The 14,356-nt window shown below is 68.6% G+C and carries 12 protein-coding genes and 1 pseudogene; 6 read left to right on the top strand and 7 right to left on the bottom strand.

Features of this window, described 5'->3' with window-relative positions; all coding sequences use genetic code 11:
• Positions 1-73: 73 nt before the first annotated feature.
• The 4 genes from K7C20_RS36375 to K7C20_RS36360 all read right to left on the bottom strand — a co-directional run bounded on the left by K7C20_RS36375 (position 74) and on the right by K7C20_RS36360 (position 4,148).
• Entirely contained in the window at positions 74-757 is a 684-nt protein-coding gene (locus K7C20_RS36375; RefSeq protein WP_030075229.1) for a UdgX family uracil-DNA binding protein, read from the bottom strand.
• Between the two features lie 221 nt (positions 758-978).
• Positions 979-2,595, bottom strand: a complete 1,617-nt coding sequence (locus K7C20_RS36370) for a sodium/solute symporter (RefSeq protein ID WP_030075231.1) — start codon at positions 2,593-2,595, stop codon at positions 979-981.
• Positions 2,592-3,041, bottom strand: a complete 450-nt coding sequence (locus K7C20_RS36365) for a DUF485 domain-containing protein (RefSeq protein WP_030075232.1) — start codon at positions 3,039-3,041, stop codon at positions 2,592-2,594. Before K7C20_RS36365 ends, K7C20_RS36370 begins: the two co-directional genes overlap by 4 nt.
• Before the next feature lie 330 nt (positions 3,042-3,371).
• Positions 3,372-4,148: an Fpg/Nei family DNA glycosylase gene (locus K7C20_RS36360; RefSeq protein ID WP_030075233.1), complete on the bottom strand. Its 777-nt coding sequence runs from the start codon at positions 4,146-4,148 to the stop codon at positions 3,372-3,374.
• 882 nt (positions 4,149-5,030) lie between these two features.
• On the opposite strand from K7C20_RS36360, the gene K7C20_RS36355 reads away from it, so the two are divergent.
• Together K7C20_RS36355 and K7C20_RS36350 are read left to right on the top strand one after the other, a co-directional pair.
• Positions 5,031-5,939 (top strand): universal stress protein, encoded by a 909-nt coding sequence (locus tag K7C20_RS36355; RefSeq protein ID WP_030075234.1) that lies wholly within the window; start codon positions 5,031-5,033, stop codon positions 5,937-5,939.
• A 312-nt stretch (positions 5,940-6,251) separates the two neighbouring features.
• Complete coding sequence (locus tag K7C20_RS36350; protein WP_030075235.1) at positions 6,252-6,656, top strand: LysR family transcriptional regulator; 405 nt, start codon at positions 6,252-6,254, stop codon at positions 6,654-6,656.
• Between the two features lie 51 nt (positions 6,657-6,707).
• Here the strand turns inward: K7C20_RS36350 and katG are convergent, their stop codons facing one another.
• The 3 genes from katG to K7C20_RS36335 all read right to left on the bottom strand — a co-directional run bounded on the left by katG (position 6,708) and on the right by K7C20_RS36335 (position 10,829).
• Entirely contained in the window at positions 6,708-8,897 is a 2,190-nt protein-coding gene (gene katG / locus K7C20_RS36345; RefSeq protein ID WP_053209629.1) for a catalase/peroxidase HPI, read from the bottom strand.
• 287 nt (positions 8,898-9,184) lie between these two features.
• The gene (locus K7C20_RS36340) at positions 9,185-9,580 is read right to left on the bottom strand and encodes a hypothetical protein (RefSeq protein ID WP_150127288.1); all 396 of its coding nucleotides are present in this window, start codon (positions 9,578-9,580) and stop codon (positions 9,185-9,187) included.
• A gap of 913 nt (positions 9,581-10,493) precedes the next feature.
• On the bottom strand, positions 10,494-10,829 hold the full coding sequence (locus K7C20_RS36335; protein ID WP_150127287.1) for a hypothetical protein: 336 nt from the start codon (positions 10,827-10,829) through the stop codon (positions 10,494-10,496).
• 142 nt (positions 10,830-10,971) lie between these two features.
• On the opposite strand from K7C20_RS36335, the pseudogene K7C20_RS36330 reads away from it, so the two are divergent.
• The 4 genes and pseudogenes from K7C20_RS36330 to K7C20_RS36315 all read left to right on the top strand — a co-directional run.
• Positions 10,972-11,399 (top strand): annotated as a pseudogene (locus K7C20_RS36330) (transposase); the annotation flags it as partial.
• Positions 11,400-11,709: 310 nt separating this feature from the next.
• A complete protein-coding gene (locus K7C20_RS36325; RefSeq protein ID WP_342452584.1) occupies positions 11,710-11,949 on the top strand; it encodes a polyprenyl synthetase in 240 nt (79 codons plus the stop codon).
• Positions 11,942-12,994, top strand: a complete 1,053-nt coding sequence (locus K7C20_RS36320) for a polyprenyl synthetase family protein (RefSeq protein WP_030075240.1) — start codon at positions 11,942-11,944, stop codon at positions 12,992-12,994. The genes K7C20_RS36325 and K7C20_RS36320 overlap by 8 nt, the downstream gene beginning before the upstream one ends.
• 26 nt (positions 12,995-13,020) lie before the next feature.
• Positions 13,021-14,184: an oxygenase MpaB family protein gene (locus K7C20_RS36315; protein ID WP_030075241.1), complete on the top strand. Its 1,164-nt coding sequence runs from the start codon at positions 13,021-13,023 to the stop codon at positions 14,182-14,184.
• The last annotated feature ends 172 nt before the right edge of the window (positions 14,185-14,356 follow it).

Below are 14,356 nucleotides of genomic sequence, written 5' to 3'. Positions count from 1 at the left end.
ATCGAGGGCCCGGGACCACGGCCTGCCCGCCGCGCTCCTACGCCCTGTACGTGAAAGGCGGTCCGCTCCCGTCTCAGTCCAGCGCGCCGGCAGCCACCCGGAGATCTGACACGAGCCCCGCGTATGCCGCTTCGCGCTCATCGGACCGAAGGATCGCCGAAGGATGAACAGTGGCGACAACCAGCCCCGGTTCTTTACCGGCTCCCCCGGCCGTGCCTTGCTCCTCTTGGGGCAGCGGAAGGAGAGCACCCCGGTCCTTTGTGACCCGGAACGACGAGCCGAGCAATGCCTTGCCCGCAGTCGCACCGAGGGCCACCACGACCTCAGGGTGCACGAGACGCAACTCGGCACTCAGCCAAGGGCGGCAGGCCCGCATCTCCCGCAGACTCGGCGGCTTGTGAATCCGTCGCTTCCCCCGCTCCGCCACCTCGAACTTGAAATGCTTGACCACATTGGTGAAGTACGCATGATCCTCGGCGATTCCCACCTCGCCCAGCGCAGTCCGGAGCAGGCGCCCGGCGGGCCCCACGAACGGCTCACCCGCCCGGTCCTCCTGATCTCCCGGCTGCTCGCCGACGAACATGATCCGCGCAGAGGATGCGCCCGCCCCGAAGACCGTCCCGGATGCGCGCTCGAACAGCGGGCAGCCCTGACAGCGCGCCGCAGCACGCCGATGCGCCGGGAGGCCACCCCGTCGCGGCAGAAAGGGAGTGGCGTCGTAATCGTCTCCTGCTTCCGGTGCTGCCCCTGTGACCATCGATCTCACCTCCTGCACACTCAAGTGCACTCCCTCGAGGCGCTCGGCGCCAACGGAAGAGCGGAGGCTCGGGCCGAGGCCCGCGCCTCCCGCCTGGCCATGCGACACGACAAACCCGCCATCCCGTACCAGGCCGCACTCCGCACTCCACCTCGCCGCCCTCCTCATCCGGACCCGGCGCTGACCAAGGAGACAGAACCAAGACGCCAACACGCCCGTGGTCATTCGGCTGAGGCGAGCAGCCGTGCCTCGCTCTCCTCGTACAGCCGCCGGGTCTCGCGGCTGTCAGCGGCGCGGCGCCGGTGGTCCAGACGGCTGCCCAGCCAGCCCGCCAGGTAACCGAACGGTACGGACACCAGGCCGGTGGAGCGCATGGGGAACAGGGCGAAGTCGGCGTCCGGGAAGACGGCGGACGGCGTGCCGGAAACGGCCTTCGAAAAGACCATCAGCAGCAGCGCGCAGGCCGTGCCGCCGTAGAGGGCGGCGAGCAGGCCGGTGCGTGTGAATCGTCGCCAGAACAGGGAGTAGGTGAGCGCGGGTGCCACCGCCGATGCCCCTATGCAGATTGCCAGAGTGGTCAGCACGCCGATGTCCCACTCCTGGACCAGGATGGAGAGCCCCATGGCAACGGTTCCCACGACCACACTCGTCCACACCGCCACCGTCATCTCCGTACGCGGCTCGGCCTGTCCCCGCCGCGCCACATGGGCGAACAGGTCGTGGGCGAGCGACGAGGCCGCGGCCAGGGTCATCCCCGCGACCGACGACAGGAGGGTGATGAACACCATGCCCGCCACCGCCGAGTAGAGAATCGTCGCGCCCGGCGAGGCGGCGTCGCCGCCGAGCGCCCGCGACAACATGAGCACCGACGTCCTGCCCTGCGGGTCGGCCGCGGTGATGTGTTGCGATCCCACCAGCGCCGCGGCGCCCGTGCCCATGATGATGACGAGCAGACAGAACGTGGTGACCGTGCCGACCGCCCACGACATGGAGCGACGCACGGCCGGCACATCCCGCGCGGAGTACAGGCGCATCGTGACGTGCGGCAGGCAGGCCACGCCAAGGACCACGGTGATTTGGAGACTGATGAAGTCCAGCCGGCCACCGGCCGAGGTGCCCAGTTGCAGACCCTGCTGGAGGAAAGCGGGGCCCGCTCCGCTGCCGTGCCGGGCGGCGCGGAGCAGCTCGCTGGAGCTCCAGTCGAAGCGGTTCAGGACCAGGGCGGCGACGGCGATGCTGGTGAGCAGCAGGAGCACGATCTTGATCATCTGGATGATCGCGGTGCCCCTCATGCCGCCGATCGCCGCATAAATGATCATCAGGCTGCCGACGAGGACGATGCATACCGTCCTGGCGCCCGCCAGGTGCGGCATGCCCAGGATGAAGGTGAGCAGCGACCCGGCCCCGGAGAGTTGAACGACCAGGAAGGGAAGGGTCGCCGAAAGCGTCACCACGCAGGAGGCGACACGGACGGCCCGCCCGGGCATGTTGCGGGCCAGGACGTCGCCCATGGTGAACTCGCCGACGCTGCGCAGGGGTTCGGCCAGCAGGAACATCAGCAGCACCAGCGACATGGTGGTGCTGACCGCCAGCACGTAGCCGTCGTATCCCGCGAGGGCGATGATGCCTGTGGTGCTCAGCACCGTGGCAGCGGAAATGTAGTCGCCCGCGATCGCCAGGCCGTTCTTGAGCGGCGTGAGCGAGAGGTAGCCGGTATAGAAGTTCGTCAGGTCGTCGCGATCCGGTCCCGCCATCACGCAGATCAGCAACGTGAGAGCGACCAGGGCGGAGAACAGGGGCAGGACGGCGGCCTGCGACCCGGCGCTGAAGTCGTTCATCTCGTCACTCCGGCTTCCCTAGCGGCCCGCTGCCTGACCACCCGCGCCAACGGGTCCACGGAGCGTTGTGCGCTGCGGCCGTACCAGAGGACCGCCGCGAAGGTGACGACGAGCTGGAGGACCCCCAGGACCATGCCCAGGCTCAGCTCCCCGGCGATCTTGGACCCCATCAGGCCCGGCGCATAGCAGGACAGCACCACGTACGCGACGAAGGAGCCGAGCGCGGTGAGCGTGGAGACCCGACGGAGTAAGCGGTAGGCCGAGCGGAGGGCGGCGAGGTCGGCACTGCGCCGAGGAGTCTCGTGCACGGACGGCTCGCGCCGAGGAGCTTGCCCGTACGAGTCGTGGGGAAAGGCTTCGTATCCGTACAACTGGGGCTCGGTGTGCGGCAGCGGCGATCCCGTTGCTGGTGGTGGCGGGTACCGGTTGTCGTCCGCGTATGTCATCGCCTGGCCTTCCCCTACGGCTCGGATCCGTGGAGCGGAACTGGGAGGAGTGCTCCGCCGGCGCACGATACCGACTGGTCGGAACGCTCGTAAGCCTGCTGTGCGTTACATTTCGGGGTCGATGCGGATCCCCGGGGCATCGTTCGGCCGACGGCTACGTTCAGGTTGGCGCTTGCGGGGCGACTGGTGAACTCCGAACGCCCCCCTTCAGTCGCCAACGTGAGGTGGTAACTGGTCGCAGGCGCCCGGGACTTCGCCTCGCAAAGGCCCAGGCTGCGGCATCGAGATCTGCACGGGCCGCACGCCCGGCCCGGCTCACAGGAAAGCCGTTCAGGGCTGGCATCGTGGACACCAGACGGTGCGGCGTCCGGCGATTCGACTGGAGCACAGCGGCCGGTTGCAGCGGGGGCACAGCGGCTCTCTGTCGTCCCTGCGCCCCGTGAGCCAGGAACGCCGCGGCGGCACGCATCCGGCGCGCACGGAGCTGCGGAGCACCCGGCCCATCTCCGTGTGGAGGCGCCGGTACGCCGTCCCGCTGAGGTCCCGCGCCGGCGTCCGGGGAGCGACGCAGGCCCTCCATAGGATCTCGTCACACAGAAGATTTCCGAGTCCCGCGATCACGGACTGGTCCATCAGCGCACTCTTGACGGCACCACGCCGCCCGGACAGCAGGTCAGCCAACTCCCCCCGGTCCACGGTCAAGGCGTCGGGCCCCAGCCGGTCCAGTATCCGGCCGACGCCCGCCTCGTCGACCAACTGCACTCCCTGGAGCTTGCGTTGATCGCGGAAGCGCAGGCTACGGGCGCCGTCGAGATTCAGCACGAGACGGTCATGCGCGGCGAACGGCTCGTCGCGGGAGCAGCACCACAGTGATCCCGTCATGCCGAAGTGGAAGACGAGGGTGGGACCACCGTCCAGGGGCGCGAACAACCACTTCCCGTGCCGCCAGGCCCTCCCGAGCCGCCTGCCCTCGCCTTCCTTCCGGAGCCGTTTCACGGTGACCCCCCGCAGCACCCCCGCGTCACGCACCTCGATGTCCGAGACATACCGCCGGCCGCAGGCGCTCAGCGCCCGACGGAATCCCTCGACATCCGGCAGCTCGGGCATCATTCCCCCGTGGCTCTACCCGGCGCGGGGGCGTGGCGCGCCCGGCCGGAGTGGGGGCGCGGCGTCACCCGACGTCCTTCAGCCGCCGGCATGCGGCCCGGACCGAGCAGCGGTCCGCAGTACACCCCCCAGGGCGGCCGCAGGCGCCGGGCGATCACATCGATGGTCAAGCTGCCGGTAGTACTCGGCCAAATCCCCAGGGTGATGTCGCGGGAGGGAAACAGCGCCTTGCCGGGCCGGCTGACCGGCACGCCTCGGCGGCCGACGCGGAGGTGGAGAGTATTGCTCATCACCGTCCTCCCTCTGGATCCCTCACGGACCACATTGCCAGGACGCCCGTGGTCACGCAGCCCCAAGAAGCGGAAACTCGATCGGCGCGGTCCGAACGGCGAAGCAAGCCGGGCCATCAGGCCTGGTACGCATGGCCATGTTGGTGGAGGCCGCCTCGATCCAACCGGGCCGCCACGCCGTCTGCGCCAACGGCCTGATGGCTGTCCCTCGGCCGTTGCGATGGCCTACTCCAGCCTTCAGGTAGCCGGCGTCAAGATCCGGACCAGGGCCACGCTCTGGCGCCGGCGTCACAGCAAGCCTTTCAGCAGGTCAGCGCCATAATCAGCGCTGCACCGCCGGCAGACGAAGAACAGGTCGGTGAGCGGACCTCGCTGCTCTGCCTAGTTGCCCGCCATGTTCCAGAACCGTCGGCCGCCGCTGCGGTGCCGCTGCCCCCACCACTTGTAGCGGTGTCCGCTCGCCGTGTCCGGGTCGAGGGCGGACGGAGCGCTACGCAAGGTGCTTAGAGCCGGCAGGCACGGGTACGCGGCTGGGCCAGGTGGCCAAGAGGCGGACCTGCTGCCGTAACCCATGAGGTGAGGAGCTCACTTGATGTCTGGGTCCAAAACATCAAGCCGCCCCGTTTTGGTGGGGGTTGAGGAGGAGAGCGACGCGGTGCGCGGCGTGGTGCGGCACGCGGCACGACAAGCAGAGCTGCACGGCAACCCACTGCACCTTCTTCACGTCTTCGGGGGGTCGCCCTCTGAGGGAGCGTCGGGCGAATCCAGCGGGCGGACACGTGCGAAGGCACAGGACGCGGCCGTCGTGGAACCGCTCGCGGCATGGGTCCACTCGGAGTTCCCGAACGTGGCGGTGACAGCGCAGACGACCCCCGGCCGGGCCGCCGAAGAACTCCTTGCACGCTCCGCCGAGGCGGCAACCCTGGTCCTGGGGCACCGCGGCACCGGCGGATTTGCTCGGCTGCCGCTGGGCTCTGTCAGTTGGCAGGTGGCCACGCACGCCGCGTGCCCGGTCGTCATCGTTCGGCCGGGAGAAACGGCTGAGAGGCCGGAGGCCAGGGTCGTCGTCGGGGTGGACATCAACGACGTTTCCGAGGAGGCCGTGGACGCGGCCTTCGCGGAGGCCGCACTCCGCGGGGCCCGCCTGGAGATGGTGCATGCGAACTTGCACCTCAGCGAGATGCCGGTCGGGCCGGGGATGGCCGCGCCGGACTTCAAGGCTCTCGACGACGCGGCTCGGCAGATCCTGAACGCCGAGGCGACCCGGCGCACCGAACGCTACCCCGGCGTCGAAGTACTTACCCGCGTGGAGCGGGTGCGCCCGTCGACCATTCTGGCGGAGGCCTCACGACGCGCCTCCTTGCTCGTGGTCGGCTCCCACGGCCGCACCGGGCTGCGCAGGCTGATGCTCGGCTCCGTGAGCGCCGAGGCCCTCCATACGGCCGCCTGCCCCGTCATGGTGGTCCCCACCGTGGACGACAACTGCCTCGGGGAGTCCTGAGCCGATCGGTTTCCCTCTTCGGCCACTGGTGGGATGGGCCGAGGAGTCGGAGGCGGCGTCGCCGGGTGGCGAGGCGGCTATCCCGGGTGGACCTGCGGTGGCGGAGGTGGGACTGCGCGGGCTTCTGGATCCAGGAATGGTGGGCTGCTGGCTCCAGGAATGGTGGGCTGCTGGCTCCAGGAATGGGGGCTGGAGTACGCAGGTCAGCGCTGATTTTCTCGGCCTCCCCACCGAGTCCTGACGGCGAACGGCACCGGACTCAGCAGTCGAGTAGGCGCAAGCTCCGGTGAGGTGAGCTGGTAGGCGGACGGGATGGAGATCCGCACGATCCGCTACTTCCTCACGGTGGTCGACACCGGGTCCATCTCGGCGGCGTCGCGAGCCCTGCACGTCGCCCAGCCCTCGCTGTCCCGGCAGATCCGTCAGCTCGAGACGTCCCTGGGTTCCGAGCTCTTCGTACGACACCGCGGAAGGCTGCACATCAGCCCGGCCGGAGCCCGCCTGCTGCCCGTCGCCCGCGATCCGGTGACCCGGCACGACCAGGCGGTGACGATGATGCGCGCCCTCGCCGAGGGACGCGAGCCGCGCCTGACGGTCGCCTGCACGGTGGTCGTGGCGGCTTCGGTGAAGATACGCGCGATCGAACCAGTGCGGGCACTGACCGCACGTCCCGGCACGGGCAGCTCGTCGTCGAGGCGAACGGCAATGCTGACCTGATCCCGCGGATGTCCCGGGTCGGCCGATGAGTGGCCGACCCGGACATCGGGCTCAGGCCAGATCGAACCGATCGAGGTTCATCACCTTGTCCCACGCTGCCACGAAGTCGCGCACGAACTTCTCTCCCGCGTCCGCGGACGCGTAGACCTCCGAGACGGCTCGGAGCTGAGAATGCGAACCGAAGATGAGGTCGACGGCGGTGGCGGTCCACTTGGCCTCGCCCGTGGCGCGATCCCGGCCTTCGAATACGTCCTCAGATGAGGCCGACGCCTTCCACTCCGTGCCCATGTCGAGCAGGTTGGCGAAGAAGTCGTTGGTCAGTGTCTCCGGCCGGTCCGTGAAGACGCCGTGCATGGACCCCGCGAAGCCGGTGTTCAAGGCGCGCATCCCGCCGAGCAGTACCGCCATCTCGGGAGCGGTGAGCGTCAACAGGGTGGCGCGGTCCAGCAGGAGCGTCTCCGGTGACAGCTTCTCTCCCGCCCGGAGGTAGTTACGGAACCCGTCCGCCCTGGGTTCGAGCACGGCGAACGACTCGACGTCGGTCTGCTCCTGCGAGGCGTCCGTGCGCCCCGGTGCGAACGGGACGGTGATGTCGTGCCCGGCGTTCTTCGCAGCCCGCTCGACGGCCGCGCAACCGCCCAGGACGATCAGGTCGGCGAGGGACACCTTCCTTCCGCCGGTCTGTGAGCCGTTGAAGTCCTGCCGGATCTGTTCGAGGGTCTGCAACACCTCGGCCACCTCGGGCAGGTCGTTGACCTCCCAGTCCCTTTGCGGCGCGAGGCGAATCCGGGCCCCGTTGGCCCCGCCACGTTTGTCGGTGCCACGGAAGCTTGCCGCCGACGCCCAAGCGGTGGTGACCAGCTGGGAGACGGACAGCCCCGAGGCGAGGATCCTGCCCTTGAGGGCGGCGATGTCCTCGTCCGCAACCAGTTCGTGATCGACCTCAGGTACGGGGTCCTGCCACAGCTGCGGCTCGGCGATCCACGGGCCGAGGTAGCGCGAGAGGGGTCCCATGTCGCGGTGCAGCAGCTTGTACCACGCCTTGGCGAACGCCACCGCGAGCTTGTCCGGGTTCTCGTGGAAGCTCTTCGTGATCGGCGCATAGACCGGATCCAGCTTCAGCGCGAGGTCCGTCGTCAGCATCATGGGAGCGTGCCTCTTCGACGGATCATGAGCGTCGGGCACGGTGTCCTTGGCCGACGGGTCCGTGGGAGTCCACTGCTTCGCGCCGGCCGGACTCGTCGTCAGCTCCCAGTCGTACCGGAACAGGTTGTCCAGGTACCCGTGGTCCCACGTCGTCGGCTTCGAGGTCCATGCGCCCTCGAGGCCACTGGTGAGCGCGTCGGCGCCCTTGCCGCTGCCGTGGGTGTTCCGCCAGCCGAGGCCCTGCTGCTCGAGGGGGCCCGCCTCGGGTTCCGGGCCGATGTACGAGGGATCGACCGCGCCATGGCACTTCCCGAACGTGTGGCCGCCGACGATGAGCGCAACCGTCTCCTCGTCATTCATCGCCATCCGACCGAAGGTCTCGCGGATGTCCCTGGCCGCAGCCATCGGATCCGGGTTGCCATTGGGCCCCTCCGGATTGACGTAGATCAGCCCCATCTGCACGGCACCGAAAGGGGTGGCGAGATCCCTGTCGCCGCTGTAGCGCTCGTCTCCGAGCCAGGTGTCCTCGGGCCCCCAGAAGATTTCCTCGGGTTCCCAGATGTCCTCTCGCCCGAAGCCAAATCCGAACGTCTTGAACCCCATCGATTCCATGGCACAGTTGCCGGCGAAGACCAGAAGATCGGCCCAGGAGATTTTCCGGCCGTACTTCTGCTTGACCGGCCAGAGCAAACGGCGTGCCTTGTCGAGGCTCGCGTTGTCCGGCCAACTGTTGAGAGGGGCAAAGCGCTGCGCGCCGGCGCCGCCACCGCCCCGGCCATCGGCGATGCGGTACGTTCCCGCGGCATGCCAACTCATCCGGATGAAGAGCGGCCCGTAGTGCCCGTAGTCGGCAGGCCACCATTCCTGAGATGTCGTCATCACCTCAAAGACGTCCTGCTTCAGCGCATCGAGATCGAGGGTCGCGAACTCTTCCGCGTAGGTGAAGTCCTCGTCCATCGGATTGGACCGGGATGAGTGCTGGTGGAGAATCTGAAGGTCCAGCTGATTCGGCCACCAGTCCCGGTTCGACCGGGGCCGAGTCGACGTGGGGGCCGGGGAGGGGATTACTGGGTTCTCGCTTTCGCTGCCGGACACGTCCGTCCTTCTTCCTGTCTCGGTGTTTCTGCTGGCTGCTTGCTCTTGCCCTCGGTTGCTTTGCTGGTGTCGAGCACTGCGGGCCCGCGCTCGTAGCGCGCCATGGCGCCCTCCGGCTGGAAACGCCTGACCAGACCGGCGGCAGTCGATGCGGGCCAGCGGCCAGCGAGAAACTTCCCTCATGCACGACGCCGATGATCGAGCCTGGGCCAGCGTCCGTATGGTCGCGCACCGCAGACCGCACTGCCACGAGAACACGCAGAGCACCACCGCGTAAGACTCGAAGATCAAATACGGTCCGGCCGGCTTGGCGGCACCATCGCCGTCGGCGAACGCGGCCTGGCCTGCTCGAGCGGCACGGCCGGCACGCCGAACGCTTCCCCCGCCATCATGGCCAGGCACCACACCCGGAAGAACGCCCTCGACCCCACGACCCTCTGCACCCCGGCAAGGTCATCGACGGCGCGCCCTGCCCCCTGAGCAACAGTCGCAATCGGCCCGCGGCGAAGGCCATGGTGGCTGCCGAACTCATCGGCATGGATGATGGGCACAACCCGCGAAATGACTCCCGAGGTCGTCGGCAAACGACTCGCGTTCTCGCGTACCCAGCCAACCGTCCCCGGCACGAAGAGGATGGCGCGGGGGTGGCATTCGGCTGCCGCCGGCCGCAGCACCCGCCGCACGCCTCCTCAATGGTCACCACGGTGCCGAGACCGGCATGCCGCACGGTGCACTCAACGGCACAGCGGGCCCCGCGGATGGTGACGGAGACCGCAAGTCTTCCTGGCGGACGGCGTGGAGTCATTCGGGTAGCCGTTCGCCCTGGCGCTCGCTTGGTGACCATCTGGGCGAAGAAGCGGACGTGACCGCCGCGCGGCAGGCCGCGTAGAGGGCCCCGAGCCGACGATCGGCTCGGGGCCCCGGCAACTGCTGGGATCTGCGTGATCAGTGTCTGTGGCACACCAGGTGGCTCCGGTGCCAGGTCCGGGTCCAGTGGCCCGGGTGGCGGTGGCCGTGCCGGTCCCGCCAGGCCGGGTGCCAGACGCGGACCCAGTGTCCATGAACCATGTGACACCGGCCCCTGTCGACGTGCCTCGTGGGGGAATGGTCGCCGTGGTGCGACGGCGTGGCCGAGGCGACTCCCACCGAGGAGAGGGCCGCACCTCCGAAGAGGGCCACGCTGGCGGCGCCGAGAGCGATGGCGCGCTTGAACCCGTCAATCATTGAGGATCATGCCTTCCTGCATTGCGGTGATGTTGGCTGCCCCGCCTATGGCCGGGCAGGAAGGACCATGCACCTGTGACGCTCTCTTCATCCCGTCAACGCCCATGGTTTTGCACGATGCAGACGAAAGCCTGAGAAAAGCAGAAATCCTACGAATAGGGCCGTCAAACGGGAACCCGCAGGAATACGAGCCGGTCCCGACCCCCTGGGCCGGGGCGCGAATTGAGTCTTGTGTGCCCCCGGGCCGGACCGCCTCAATCCGGCACGTACTCCTCCAGTCGCGCCACGATCGCGCCCTGCCCGCCCGCTCGGCGGCCTCCTCGAAGCCCTCTCCACCGACGGGACCGACGTGGCAGTTGACGTGACAGAGGGTCATCCGGGAGAGCCGACCGGCCTCCAGGATGACGCGAGCGTTCCTTCGGACGTGGAGTAGAGAGGCGCATCTGGCGCCCGGGAAGAGTGCCACCCCACAGCGCCGGGCGCGCCCAGCCAGCAAATACCGGAAGCGGCGGGATCAGACGTCGGGCCTGGGCGGGGGGTCCGCGTGGTGAGCAGGGTGGGAATGCCGATGATCGGCAGCACGTCCAGCCCCAGCATCATGCTCTCCAGGAACTTGTCTTCCTGCCGATCCGTCTGCGAGATAGCCACCCAGGCTGCGGTGTGGATGAGCACGTACATGAGCACGCACCACCCCATCCGGTCCAGCACGGGCCCCAGCCTCTGGGCGTCTCCCTGCTGCACTGCCATCCACCCCACGACCCAAGCCCCTGGATGTGAACGCATTCAACGTAGCCCATGGGTTCGCTTGCAAGGCGAACGCGTCTGGGTCCGCGACGGCCACTGAGAGGCGACCGACCGTGGCAAGCCGGGATCGAAAATCCACCTGGTCACGGACCGGAGCGGTCTACCGCTGCCGCTGGGCATCTCCGGCGCCAACATGCACGACAGCCTCGGCTGGAACCACTCGTGCGCGGGGTCCCGCCCCTCCGCTCCCGACGCGGACCGCGCCTCCGACGCCCGGCCAAGCTCCATGCCGACAAGAGCTACGACTACGACCACCTGCGCCGCTGGCTCCGCAAGAGTGGGAGCCGTCACCGGATCGCCCGCAAAGGCATCGCGTCCTCGACACAGCTGGGCCGCGACCGCTGGGTCGTCGAGAAGACAGTCCCCTGGCTCACCGGCCGCCGCCGCCCGCACCGCCACTACGAACGCAAGCCCGAGCACTTCCTTGCCTTCGTCGGCACAGCAGCCACCCTCATCAGCCACCGCGGACTCACCGAGAGAAACAGCGTCTTAGGCTCCCCGGCCCGCGTCGGCTGTTCCCGGACACGGGCCGGCGTCGAGGGCACTGCAGGCGACGCTGCCGGCCAACCCCATACCGGGTTTTAGGATCTTTCCGAAAGATCACTCGATAGTGCATAAGAGCCACACGGCTGTTGCTCGACGGTCACACTCGAATCGCATTCTGCCGAACGCCGCCTGAACTGCTCCGCGCCAACCGGCCGGAGTCGGGGCGGGCATTGCCCTGCAGAGGGGACACGCTGTGACACATCACGATGGCCGCGGGCCGGGCCTGACCGGGGATGCTGTGGCTCTGGTAACCGGCCTTGCCGACCTGGCCGTGTCGGGGCTGAGCAGCGCGCTGAGCGGAGTAAACGGCCTGCTGCGCCGAGCTGACCTCGGGGATCTGCTGGCTGAGGGACAGGAGGAGGCCACGGCGCGCGGCCGTCTGCTCCTGGACCGGTATGCGGCCGCGCCGCCGGCTCACCTGGAGGTGCTCGCGCACACTGTCACCGCTCGCGGCCAGGCGGAGAGCGGCAGTGACTGAACTGGATGAGCACGCCGTGCTGAAAAGCCGCATCGATCAAGTCCTCGACGAGTTCGTTACCGCCGAAGCGCAGGCGCTGGAGGACATCGACACTTCCTTGGCGCCGGTCGCCGATCAGCTGCGCGTGGCGACGGAGCACGGCAAACGGTTCCGGGCGGCGTTTTGTTACTGGGGCTGGCGCGGGGCGGGCCAACCCGACAGCGAGGCGCTGGTACGCGCCGCCGGCGCAATCGAGCTGGTGCACGCGGCAGCCGTCGTCCACGACGACCTGATCGACCGCAGCCGTACCCGCCACGGCCGACCCACCGCGCACATCGCCCTGCGCGACGTGTTCACCCGCCCTGCCCGGCGCAAGCCCAGTGCCCGGGCTCTGGCCCTGCTGACGGGGAACCTGCTGATATCGATGGCCGGCCAGCTGTTCACCACCTGCGGCCTGCCCAGCGCCTACCTGAGCAGGGCCCGGCCCGTGTGGGGAGTGCTGGCCCGTGAACTGGTGGCGGGGGAATGCCTGGAGATCCTGCGCACCGGCGCCGAGCCGGACCCGGAGGCCTCAGTGAAGGTGATCCGCTACAAGACCGCCAAGTACACCGTCGAACACCCCCTGCATATCGGCGCCCTCCTGGCCGGCGCACCACCGGGGCTGCTTGAGGCCTACAGCAGCTATGGCCTGCCGCTGGGCGAGGCATTCCAACTGCGCGACGACCTCATGGGCCTGTTCGGCGACCCGGCACGCACCGGAAAGAACCCAGCCGACGACCTGGCCGGCAACCGCCCCACCGCCCTGATGGCCCACGCCATGCAGTCCGCCGCCCCGGGAGAGCGCCGTGAACTGCACCATCTGCTGGGACACGGAAAACCGAGCGAGCAGCAGGTGGAGCGGGTACGGGCGATCGCTCACCGCACCGGAGCCGTCGCGCGCGTCGAAGACATGATCGCCGCCCGACTGCGTGAAGCACACGAGGTTCTGGCCGACGCTGACCTGACCGCCGAAGCACGCCGTGCCCTGTCCGGCCTGGCGACGTTCGCCACCGCCCGCCGCCACTGACCGCCGCCTCCCTGGGAGCGACACCGATGACGTACACCCAAGCATCCATGGACGCGCTGCGGCGGGCCGGTGACGAGCTGGCCGACGCGACCGTGGCAACCCTGTTCGAGCGCGGCGAGGTGGGCAAATTCAACTCCCTCATGCGTTACGTCTCCACCGCCGGCCAGGAACTGCCCGAGGGCCTGCCGGGAGTGGCCCGGGAGTACCTGCATGAGACCAGCGCTCCCCCTGCCTGGGTGGACTGGGACGAGATGGAGAGGGCCCGGCTGTTCTTCATCGACAACAACGTGCACATCTCCACCGCCTTGTCCTTCGCCTCCATGCCCGCCTGCTACGTCGTGCCGCACGTCGCGAAACTGCTGTCGGCCACCCATGCGCTGAAGTACCCCTCCAAACGGATGGCGGAGACCGGGCAATTCACCGTCTACCTCATGCAGCCCGACGCGTTCGAGGCCGGCAGCCGTTTCCTCCCCGCCGCCCAGAAGGTCCGCCTGCTGCACGCCTCCATCCGCCACCACCTCACACGCGAAAACCAGTGGGACACCGCCGGCCTGGGTACACCGATCTGCCAGGAGGACATGATCGGCGGGCAGATGATGTTTTCCCTCCAGGTCCTGGACGCCCTGCACCGACTCGGCATCCACATGAACACCGAAGGCGCCGACGCCTACTACTACGCCTGGCGGGTCGTCGGCGCCATGCTGGGCATCGACCAGAACCAGGTGCCCAAGGACCTCGAGGCCGCCCGCGAGTTCTCCGACCTGTACATGACCCGGCACATGGGGCCGTCCGAGGAAGGCGCTCAGCTCACCCGCCAGCTCATCGACCTCTATGAAGACGTCGTCCCCGGCACCTTCTTCGACCCCCTCGTCGGCGCCCTTATCCGCTATCTCATCGGCGACACCTGCGCCGACTGGCTCCAGGTTCCCCGGACCCCCTGGGACACCGCTGTCAAAGCCGCGCCCGCGCTGCTCAGTATCTTCGAGACGATCGAGGACAGATCCCCCTTCGGAGCCTGGGCCCTGGACCGCCTCGGCCACATCACCACCCTCTTCGAACTCAGCTCCCTCACCCGCGGCCGCGTCATGCACTACGCCATCCCCGAACAGCTCAAGAAGGACTTCGGTGTCAGCAGCACCGTGCCGGCCGCAAACCGCTGGACCCCGCCCCCGGCAACCGTCAGCGGGTAGGAACTGCAGCCGCAGGCGCCACGAACTGCCGTGCGCGGCACCGTCCGACCCCTGCAGCACTCCAGCGCCACCAACAACGAATTCGGGTGGGTGCAGGGTCGGCTTCGAGTGGATGCGCTGCCAGGGGTAGTTCGAGCCGGTGCCCGACGGCCGTATGCCGTGCGGTGCCACC

It is taken from the genome of Streptomyces decoyicus, from assembly GCF_019880305.1.
Lineage (GTDB): Bacteria > Actinomycetota > Actinomycetes > Streptomycetales > Streptomycetaceae > Streptomyces > Streptomyces decoyicus.
The sequence above is the reverse complement of the archived record's forward strand: the minus strand, read 5'-3'. Positions and strand labels throughout refer to the sequence as shown.